The sequence below is a fragment of the Mesorhizobium sp. M6A.T.Cr.TU.016.01.1.1 genome (genome assembly GCF_003952585.1).
GTDB classification, from domain to species: Bacteria; Pseudomonadota; Alphaproteobacteria; order Rhizobiales; family Rhizobiaceae; genus Mesorhizobium; species Mesorhizobium mediterraneum.
The window spans coordinates 3637346-3646792 of sequence record NZ_CP034452.1 but is presented as its reverse complement, the minus strand read 5'-3'; the positions used below and the strand labels follow the sequence as shown (position 1 = coordinate 3646792).

The 9447-nt window shown below is 63.5% G+C and carries 8 protein-coding genes (1 of these 8 running past the window's edge); 6 read left to right on the top strand and 2 right to left on the bottom strand.

Annotated features, from left to right (window positions below; all coding sequences use genetic code 11):
- Positions 1-586: the 5' portion of an alpha/beta hydrolase gene (locus EJ075_RS17500; RefSeq protein WP_126105096.1), read on the bottom strand. It extends 194 nt beyond the left edge of the window; only the first 586 of its 780 coding nucleotides appear in the window; it begins with the start codon at positions 584-586; its stop codon lies beyond the left edge, outside the window.
- Between the two features lie 135 nt (positions 587-721).
- Between EJ075_RS17500 and EJ075_RS17495 the strand changes: the two genes are divergently transcribed.
- The 5 genes from EJ075_RS17495 (at position 722) to EJ075_RS17475 (ending at position 7703) form a co-directional block, all read left to right on the top strand.
- A complete protein-coding gene (locus EJ075_RS17495) occupies positions 722-1666 on the top strand; it encodes a LysR family transcriptional regulator (protein ID WP_126105095.1) in 945 nt (314 codons plus the stop codon).
- A 194-nt stretch (positions 1667-1860) separates the two neighbouring features.
- Entirely contained in the window at positions 1861-3015 is a 1155-nt protein-coding gene (locus EJ075_RS17490) for an efflux RND transporter periplasmic adaptor subunit (protein ID WP_126105094.1), read from the top strand.
- On the top strand, positions 3015-6146 hold the full coding sequence (locus EJ075_RS17485; RefSeq protein WP_126105093.1) for an efflux RND transporter permease subunit: 3132 nt from the start codon (positions 3015-3017) through the stop codon (positions 6144-6146). Before EJ075_RS17490 ends, EJ075_RS17485 begins: the two co-directional genes overlap by 1 nt.
- 213 nt (positions 6147-6359) lie before the next feature.
- Positions 6360-7175: an SDR family oxidoreductase gene (locus tag EJ075_RS17480; protein WP_126105092.1), complete on the top strand. Its 816-nt coding sequence runs from the start codon at positions 6360-6362 to the stop codon at positions 7173-7175.
- Positions 7176-7208: 33 nt separating this feature from the next.
- Positions 7209-7703: a MaoC family dehydratase gene (locus tag EJ075_RS17475; protein ID WP_029348059.1), complete on the top strand. Its 495-nt coding sequence runs from the start codon at positions 7209-7211 to the stop codon at positions 7701-7703.
- 5 nt (positions 7704-7708) lie between these two features.
- On the opposite strand, the gene EJ075_RS17470 is transcribed toward EJ075_RS17475, so the two are convergent.
- Positions 7709-8410 carry a hypothetical protein gene (locus tag EJ075_RS17470; protein WP_126105091.1) on the bottom strand — a complete coding sequence of 234 codons (702 nt, stop codon included), beginning with the start codon at positions 8408-8410 and terminating at the stop codon, positions 7709-7711.
- A 207-nt stretch (positions 8411-8617) separates the two neighbouring features.
- On the opposite strand from EJ075_RS17470, the gene EJ075_RS17465 reads away from it, so the two are divergent.
- Entirely contained in the window at positions 8618-9262 is a 645-nt protein-coding gene (locus EJ075_RS17465; RefSeq protein ID WP_126105090.1) for a TetR/AcrR family transcriptional regulator, read from the top strand.
- Positions 9263-9447: the final 185 nt, after the last annotated feature.

Genomic DNA, 9447 nt, shown 5'->3' with positions numbered 1-9447 from the left:
ACCAGCTCGGCTTGGTCTTCCATGCCGCCGTCGTCACCTTGGCCTCAAGCGCCTTCATAGCGATCGGCACCTGGGAGTCGCGCAGGAATGCGGCGTCGGCATCGTTGGTATCCCCAGCAAAGCCGTCCTTAAACGTCTCTGCTTTCAAGAACGCAAAGCCATCGGGCTGCACGTCAGGCTGAAAGTTCGGCGGCGGAGGAACCTCGGCATATTGGTCCAGCGTGGATTGACCGACCTCTGGCGCGAAGGCGGCGACATAGACGAGGCCCGCAACATTGGCAGCGTTGCCGGCTTCTGTAATTACCGTGCCACCGTAGGAATGGCCGACGAGAATGGCTGGCCCATCCTGCCGGGCGAGCACGCGACGCGCTGCGGCGACATCGTCCTCGAACGACGTGAGCGGGTTCTGGACGATCGAGACTTTATAGCCACGGCTTGTCAGTTGGTCATAGACGCCCCGCCATCCAGCTCCGTCGGCAAAGGCGCCATGGACGAGAACGATGTTGCGGAGCGGCACGCTCTGCGCACCGGCAGCAGTTGCCGAAAGCGTCAGCGCACCGACGGCGATCGCTAGGGATTTGATCATGGCAGTTCTCCAGTTGGGTTTTGCTGTTGATAGGACAATCATGATCTACCCCCAAGGATACGGCTTGATTATCGAGCGGATTCGGACATCAATGTCTCGAAATGAGAGACAATCCGAATTTGCTGGAGGCCCCATATGCTGCGCGACTTCAGCGATACGGTCGCTTTCGTAAAGGTGGTGCAGGAAGGGAGCTTCACAGCGGCAGCGCGCGTGCTCAAGGTGCCGAAGACACGGGTCAGCCGGAAGGTGCAGGAGCTGGAATCCAGACTGCACACACAATTGCTGAATCGGACAACGCGCAGCCTGAAGCTGACTGAAGCGGGAGCGGTCTATTTCCAGCACTGCGAGCGAGTGGTGAAGAATCTGGAGGATGCGGAGAACGCAGTGGCCGAGTTGCAGCAACATCCGCGCGGGTGGCTTCGGATTACTGCCCCGTACTGGCTGGCAACTCGCGTCCTCGCGCCGCTGCTCACCGAGTTTCGCCGCTTCTATCCAGAGGTGTTCCCGCAATTGCTTCTTGGGCACGAGGTCGTCGACCTCGTCGCCAAGGACATCGACGTCGCTTTCCGGCTCCAGGAAGGCACCCTGCCCGATTCCACGCTCACGGCTCGGCGGCTCGGCGCATTGCCGATGGGCATTTATGGAGCCCCGACCTATCTGGGACGTGCGGGGACGCCGCAGCATCCTTCGGAGCTAGCGGAACATGCCTGTCTGTTGACAGAGTTCTATTTCAATCGTCCGGCAGTAGAATGGCCCTTATCGAGCGGCGGCGAGCGGTCCCAGTTCAAAGTACGAGCAGTGGCCGTCGCCAGCGATCCAGAGGCTCTTCACGGGTTCCTGCTGGAAGGAGTTGGCCTGTTCATGACCAACCATGTGCGCGTCAAGTCGGACGTTGCCGCTGGAAGGCTGGTCCGCGTCCTGCCCGAGTGGGCAGGGCCCGAGTGGGCAGGGCCCGAGCCGACCCTCTATGCGATCCGGCCAGGCGGCGGCGTTCAGCCCCCCAAGGTTAAAGCATTCTTGGACTTTCTCATTCCGCGGCTCGACTTGAAGAAGATTGATAGCAAAGGGAGCCACATCTGAAGCCGGCGGCAGCCGGCCGATCCAATTTGACCCAAGCGTAGCCTTATCAAGGTTACACCGATTTAATGTGCAAGCAAGTGGGAGAATTGCCATAAAGCTTTGATATCGACGAGTCATCCTGCGTGTCGGAGTGTGCCGTCGCGTCTACTTCACCTTGGGAGCCGTAGACGGTATATTTGCCAACCGGAGCGCCGATGGCCACCTGGAAACAGATCGTTTTTGCACTTGTGATCCTGGTCGCGGCCGCGGCCGCCTGGGTTCGCTTTTTTCAAGGCGCGCCGGATGTGCTGGCGCGCTGGGGCATCGACTGGGCTCATGCCGCAACGCCGCCAACGGGCGCCGTCGATAAGGCCGGGCAAGCAGGCAGCGGCAACGCCGCTGGCCAGAGGGTGACTATCGTCGCGTTGCCGGCGGCCGCGGCCGTCATCAACGATCGCCTGCAGGCAATCGGCACTGGCCGCGCCAACGCTTCGGTGACGGTCAATCCCTACAGTTCCGGCCGCCTCGTTGAATTCGTGGTCGAGTCCGGCGCCCATGTCGAAAAGGGGCAGGTCATTGCCACCCTCGATTCCGACACCGAGGTGATCGCACAGGACCGCGCCAAAGTTGCCGTGCAGGACGCGCAGGCCAAGCTCGTCCGAGTCAAATCGCTGCGCGCATCCAACGCCGCGACGGCGGTCGCCGTTGCCGATGCCGAAGTGGTGCTGGCCAATGCCAAGCTGGCGCTTCGCGATGCAGAACTGGCCTTGCAGCGCCGCTCGATCGTCGCGCCGATCGCCGGCGTCGTCGGCATCCTGCCAATATCAGCCGGCAATTATGTGACCAGCCAGTCGGCGGTCGCCACCCTCGACGACCGCTCCAGCATACTGGTAGAATTCTGGGTGCCGGAGCGCTTCGCCGCCGCCGTCAAGGTCGGCGCGCAATTGTCGGTGACGCCGATCGCCAATCCCAACAATGCCTATACCGGAACGGTTGCCGCCATCGACAACCACATCGACGAAGCCAGCCGCACCCTTCTGGTCAAGGCAAAGATCGCCAATCCGGCCGATTCGCTGCGTGCCGGCATGTCCTTCCGGATCGCCATGAAGTTCCCCGGCGACAGCTATCCGGCGGTCAGCCCGCTGGCGATCCAGTGGGGGTCGGACGGCGCCTATGTCTGGGCGATCGCGGACGGCAAGGCCAAGCGGGTGGCCGTCCGCATCATCCAGCGCAACACCGAGACCGTGCTGATCGACGCCCCGATCGTCAGCGGCGACATGGTGGTGACCGAAGGCACCCAGAGCGTCAGCGAAGGCGGCGAGGTCGCCATCGCCGGCGAAGAACAGCGCGCCGCGGACGCCGACGGCTGATGACCGCTTCCAACAACGCCGCCAGCGACACAGGCTTTACCGCGCTATTCATCCGCAGGCCGGTGATGGCCTTCGTCTTGAACACACTGATCGCGGTCGCCGGCCTTGCCGCCTTCTACGGCGTCGAAATCCGCGAGCTGCCGGACGTTGACCGCGCCGTCGTCACCGTTAACACAACCTTTGAAGGCGCGGCGGCCGAGACCGTCGACCGCGAATTGACCGACGTGATTGAGGGCGCGGTCGCCCGCGTCTCCGGTGTGAAGTCGATCTCGTCCACGTCGTCCTTCGGCACGAGCCGCGTCACCATCGAATTCAATGACGGCGTCGACCTCGACGTCGCCGCCTCCGATGTGCGCGACGGCGTCGGCCGCGTCGCCGACCAGATGCCGGACACGGCGGATGCACCGCGCATCGTCAAGGCCGATGCCAATTCCGAGCCGGTGATGCGACTGGCTGTCACCTCCGACACCATGTCGGTGCAGGACATGACGGTGCTGGTCCAGGACCAGATCGAGGACGAGCTTGCCGCCGTGCCCGGCGTAGCCGACGTCCAGGTCTATGGCGACCGCGACAAGATCTTTCGCATCGATGTCGACCAGAACAAGCTCGCCAGCCTGGGCTTCACAGTCGCCGACCTGAGGGCAGCGCTGGCCTCGGTTGCTTTCGATTCGCCGGCCGGCTCGATCACCACGACCAACCAGGACCTCATCGTGCGCACGACGGCGGACGTGACCACGCCGGAGGAGTTCGAGAACATCATCATCGGCGGCACGACCCGCATCCGCGACGTCGCCACCGTCACGCTTGGCCCCGACATCGGCCAGACCACATTGCGTTCGAACGGCAAGACCGGCATCGGCCTCGGCATTATCCGCCAGGCGGAATCGAACACGCTGGATATTTCGACCGGCGTCAAGGCCGCCGTCGACAAACTGCAGGCAGATCTACCTCAGGGCATGTCGATCAAGGTCACCAGCGACGATGCGGTCTTCGTCAACGGCGCGGTGCATGAGGTTGAGATCGCACTCGGCCTTTCCGTCTCCATCGTGCTGATCGTCATCTACGTGTTTCTCCTCGACTGGCGAGCGACGCTCATTCCGGGGCTCGCGATGCCGGTCGCCATGATCGGGACGATCGCCGCTATCTATCTCGCCGGCTTCTCGGTCAACATATTGACGCTGCTCGCCCTGGTGCTGGCGACGGGCCTGGTCGTCGACGACGCCATCGTCGTTCTGGAAAACATCGTGCGACGACGCAATCAAGGCATGGGACCACGCGCCGCTGCCTTGCTCGGCGCCCAGGAAGTGTTCTTCGCCGTCATCGCCACGACGCTGACGCTGGTCGCCGTCTTCGTGCCGATCTCCTTCCTGCCCGGGCAGACCGGCGGCCTGTTCCGCGAATTCGGCTTCGTTCTCGCCATATCGGTGCTTCTGTCCGCCGTCGTGGCGCTGACGCTTTGTCCGATGCTTGCCTCACGCATGCTGTCGGCCGCGCCGCTTCACCACGAAGGCGGCAGCGGCATCGGCGCCCGCATCGGCGGCGCGCTGAACATGCTCTACCGGCGCTGCCTGCGCATCTGCCTCGACGCGCCGTGGATCGTGCTTCTGGTCGCGCTGCTGTTTGCAGCCACCGCCTTCACGCTGTTTGGCACGATCCGCCAGGAACTGACGCCGACCGAGGACCGTGCCGTCGTGCTCATGCGCGTCGACGCGCCGCAAGGGGTCAGCCTCGACTACACGACGCAGCAGATGGAGAAGATCGAGAAACTGATCCAGCCGCTGCGCGATTCCGGCGAAATCCGCAACACGTTCGAGAGCGCCGGCCGAAACGGCGCCTACAATGCCGGCTTCATGGTGATGACGCTGGCGCCGTGGGACGAGCGCACGCGCAGCCAGCAGCAGATCATGGCCGACATTAGCCGGCTCACTCGGCAGGTGCCGAGCGTGCGCGTCTTTCCGATGCAGCCCAACAGCCTCGGCATTCGCGGCGCCGGCAATGGCCTGCAGTTCGCGCTGGTCGGCAACAATCGCGCGGCGCTCGGCGACGCTGCGGTGAAGATCATCGCCGAGATGCAGAAGGATCCCCGCTTCCAGTCGCCCCGGCTCTCCGTCGACCCGACGCAACCCCAGCTTTCCGTGGCCATCGACCGCGAGCGCGCTTCGGACCTCGGCATCGACATCACCGGGCTTGCCGACACTTTCCAGGCCATGCTCGACGGCAATGATGTCGTCGACGTCTATATCGCCGACCGCAGCTACGGGGTGAAGCTCGTCTCGACGACCAACCCGATCAACGATCCAACCGACCTGGAGAATATCTTCCTGAAGACGGCCGACGGCCGCTTCGTGCCGATGTCGACCATTGCCACGCTGACCGAGCGCGCCGTGCCACCCTCGCTGACCCGCGAGCAGCAACAGCCGTCGGTGGCGATCACCTCCAACCTCAGCGGCGATTTCGCGCTCGGCCAGGCGCTCACCCGCGCCGAGGCAATCGCCACGCCGCTCCTGCCGCCGGGCAGCCGCATCGTCCCCTTGGCCGAGGCGGCGACGCTGGGCGAAACCAACAGTGCCATGATCACCATCTTCGGTTTCTCGCTGGTCATCATCCTTTTGGTGCTCGCCGCCCAGTTCGAGAGCTTCGTCAGCGCGGTCATCATCATGGCGACAGTGCCGCTCGGCCTCGCCTGCGCGATCTTTGCCCTTTTGCTCAGCGGCACCAGCCTCAACGCCTACAGCCAGATCGGCCTGGTGCTGCTGGTCGGCGTCATGGCCAAGAACGGCATCCTGATCGTCGAGTTCGCCAATCAGTTGCGCGACCGCGGGCTTGGCGTGCGCGAGGCGATCGAGCAGGCCTCCACCATCCGGCTGCGGCCGGTGATGATGACGATGATCTGCACCGTGCTCGGCGGCGTGCCGTTGGTGCTGGCGAGCGGCGCCGGCGCCGAGGCGCGCATCGCGCTCGGCTGGGTGATCGTCGGCGGGTTGGGCCTGGCCACCGTCTCGACGCTGTTCCTGACCCCGGTCGCCTATCTCCTGCTCGGTCGCTTCGTCACACCCAAGGTGGAAGAGGCATCACGGCTGAAGCGCGAGCTCGAGGAAGCCGCCTACACCAATGTCGAGCCGGCGGAGTAGGTTCAGGTCAGGCCGCCTTCAGCGGGCGTTTCGCAATCATTCGGCAGCTGCATCCCGATGAACACCGTGCCGTTGGGCTTCGTCAGCTCAGACGGCACTCGGTCGCCTCGGCCTTGGCACTTTACCCGCGGCAGAGATGATCGTAGTTCGAATAGTCTTGTCAACGCGACGCCGCCCCCCGGGGCCGCGAAGCAAAGGCGCGGAGACCCTACAATGAGCTATCTGGACGAGCTGTTTTCGGTGGCCGGCAAGACCGCGCTGGTGACCGGGGCTGCGACCGGCATCGGCCGCATGGCGGCAACCGCTTTGGTCAGGGCTGGCGCCACCGTGATGATCGCCTCGCGCAAGGGCGAGGATTGCATCAGCGTTGCCGGCGAATTGAACGGCCTCGGCGGCTCCGGCCGGGCCGAGGGTTTTTCCGGGGATGTTTCCAGCGAGGCTGGCATCGCTGCGCTGGTCGCCGAGGTCAAGGCACGGACGGAGCGGCTGAACATCCTGGTCAACAATGCCGGTGTTTCCTGGGGGGCGCCGCTGGAAAGCTTCCCCTACCATGCCTGGGCCAAGGTGTTCGGCGTCAATGTCACCGCCGTCTTCCATCTGACGCGCGAGCTTCTGCCGCTGCTCGATGCTGCCGCCAGCGACGCCGATCCGGCCCGGGTGATCAATCTGGGTTCGGTGATGGGCACACAGCCGCTGGCCGACGACGCTTATTCCTACTCTGCCTCCAAGGCTGCGGTTCACCATCTGACGCGCACGCTTGCGATCGAGTTCGCCGCCCGTCGCATTACCGTCAACGCCTTCGCCCCCGGGCCCTTTCAGAGCCGGATGACCGCCTTCGCCACCGCGACCGAGGAACAGGCCAACCATGTCGGCGGCCATGTTCCGCTTCGTCGCATCGGCGCGCCGGATGACATTGCCGGCGCAACGCTCTATTTGTGCAGCCGTGCCGGCAGCTATGTCACCGGCGCCGTCCTGCCGATCGATGGCGGGCAGTCGGTGCAGCATGGGCTGACACTGTTCAAGGAATAAGGAATGAAGCCGCTCGCGCTCCGGACGGTTGAAATGGAGGACATCAGCGTGGAACCGATCAGTCTCGATGTGCTTCTGGCCAGCGTCGGCAAGGAAGTCGGCGTGTCGCCGTGGCGGGTGGTCTCGCAGCGCATGATCGACCAGTTTGCCGACGCCACCGACGACCACCAGTTCATCCACTGCGATCCGGAGCGGGCCAAGCGCGAGACGCCGTTCGGCGGCACCATCGCGCATGGCTTCCTGTCGCTTTCGCTTTTGTCGGCGATGACCTTCGAGACCATGCCGCCGCTCGAAAACAGCAAGATGGGCGTCAACCATGGCTTCGATTCGCTGCGCTTCCTGGCGCCGGTGAAGACCGGCGCGCGCATCCGCACCCGTTTCGTGCTGGCCGACGTCAAGGTCAGGCCGTCGGGCTGGGTGCAGACGGCGCATGACGTGACCATCGAGATCGAGGGTTCGAAAAAGCCGGCCCTGACCGCGCGCTGGCTGACGCTGACCCTGATCGAGCGCCAGCCAGAAGCGGCATAGACGGCTCAGCTAGCGTCGCTGGAGATGAACTTCATGTGCCGGCCGATCTGCAGAGCGATGTAGACGACCAGTGAGCAACCGATCGGAAACACGATCTCGTTGAGGCCGGTTGCGATAGCCTGCGGCAGTGCGAGGGCAACGTCCTTCACCGCGGCCGTCTCGATCGTCAGCACCGTGATTCCGCCGCCGAACACCGCGCCTATCAAGGCGCCTGCCAGCGTGAAATGGAGCGGACGGGGTTCTTCCTTCGACGCCAGCGAGGCCAGTATCCAGCCGAGCAGGCCGTATTCGATCGCCCGCAGCACCCCCAACGTCGTGAGCGAGAGGATGGCCGGCTTTGCGGCCGCATCAAGCGCACTTACCATGACCTTTTGCGTCCCCTTGGCGATGCCCATCGCCAGTGGCGCCGAGATCGCGCTGATCAAGCCGCCGAGCGAGGCTCGCACCTTGGCGAGCGCCGTTCCGAGGCTGACGCCGGCGCAGACGAAGAACGCCCATGTCACGCCTTGCGCCAATTCGATCAGGACCTGGGTGGTAGCCGGGTGGGAGCCTGCTGCAAATCTGCCAGCCAGAATAAGGGCCTCCATGGCGAAGCCGAGTGCGATCGCCAACCATGCAACCATGACGACTCGCCTGAGCGCCAGCCTGGCACCATGAGAAAGTGGATCCACGTCCGACACGCCGGACGAAAGCTCAGTCGTGGCCATGTTGGCCTCCCCAAACGGAATTTTTGCAGAACGGCGAACTATCGGTCGGTTGTAACGGCCCGATGTTGCCCGTTTGGGCCAGAGTAACACTCTACGTGAGAAGAAAACGGACATGTCGGAATGCTCAAGCTGGTTTTGACAGCGCCTTGTCCGTTTCCGTACAGCGTATATAATTTAGCCAACCGCCAACGGATAAAGGCAGGCAAATTGCAGCTCAGCGTCCAGACACGCCGCGAGAAACAAAAGGCCGAACTGCGCTCCGAGCTTGTCGATGCGGCGCACAAGCTCGTGCAGGAGGAAGGCTATGAAGGCCTCACCATCCGCAAGCTGGCGAAGCGCGTCGGCTATGCGCCAATGTCGGTCTATTCCTATTTCGCCGACAAGCAGGACATATTGTTCGCGCTGGCCGAGGATGCGTTCGAGACTCTGGCCAAGCGTATCGAGGATCACCCGGCCGACGATCCGATCGAGGCGCTGCAGGTGGTGATGACCGAATATGCGGCCTTCGGCCTTGGCAATCCCAACGAATACCGCACGGTGTTCATGACGGAAAAGACCAGACCGCCGGAAGGCAGGACCTTCGCCGAGATGCAAGAGGGCAACCCGTTGATGAAGGTGCTGATCAGCAGAGTCGAGGCCTGCGTTGCCGCCGGCAGGCTCAAGGGCGACCCACGCGCCATCGCCACCATGCTGTGGGCAGTCGGCCACGGCACGATCTCGCTGCTGATCACCTTTCCCTTCTATCCGTTCGGCGATCAGCAGGCTTTCGTGAAGCGGATGTGCGACTTCACGCTTGCCGGGCTGGCCACTCAGGACGTGCCGCCGCTGACCGGAACGCCGGCCAACTGCTGAAGGAATCTTGGTTTCGAAGACCTGAATATCTCGTAAGGCACTGGTGAACGGCGCCGGGCGGCGCAACTCGGTGCGTGCCGACGCGATGCAATTCCAAACATTCAAATAAAATTGTTCGTACATGTACGACTTCCGGCTTGAGCCCCGCGACTGTCGGGCGTATATGTACGCCATACCGTACATGT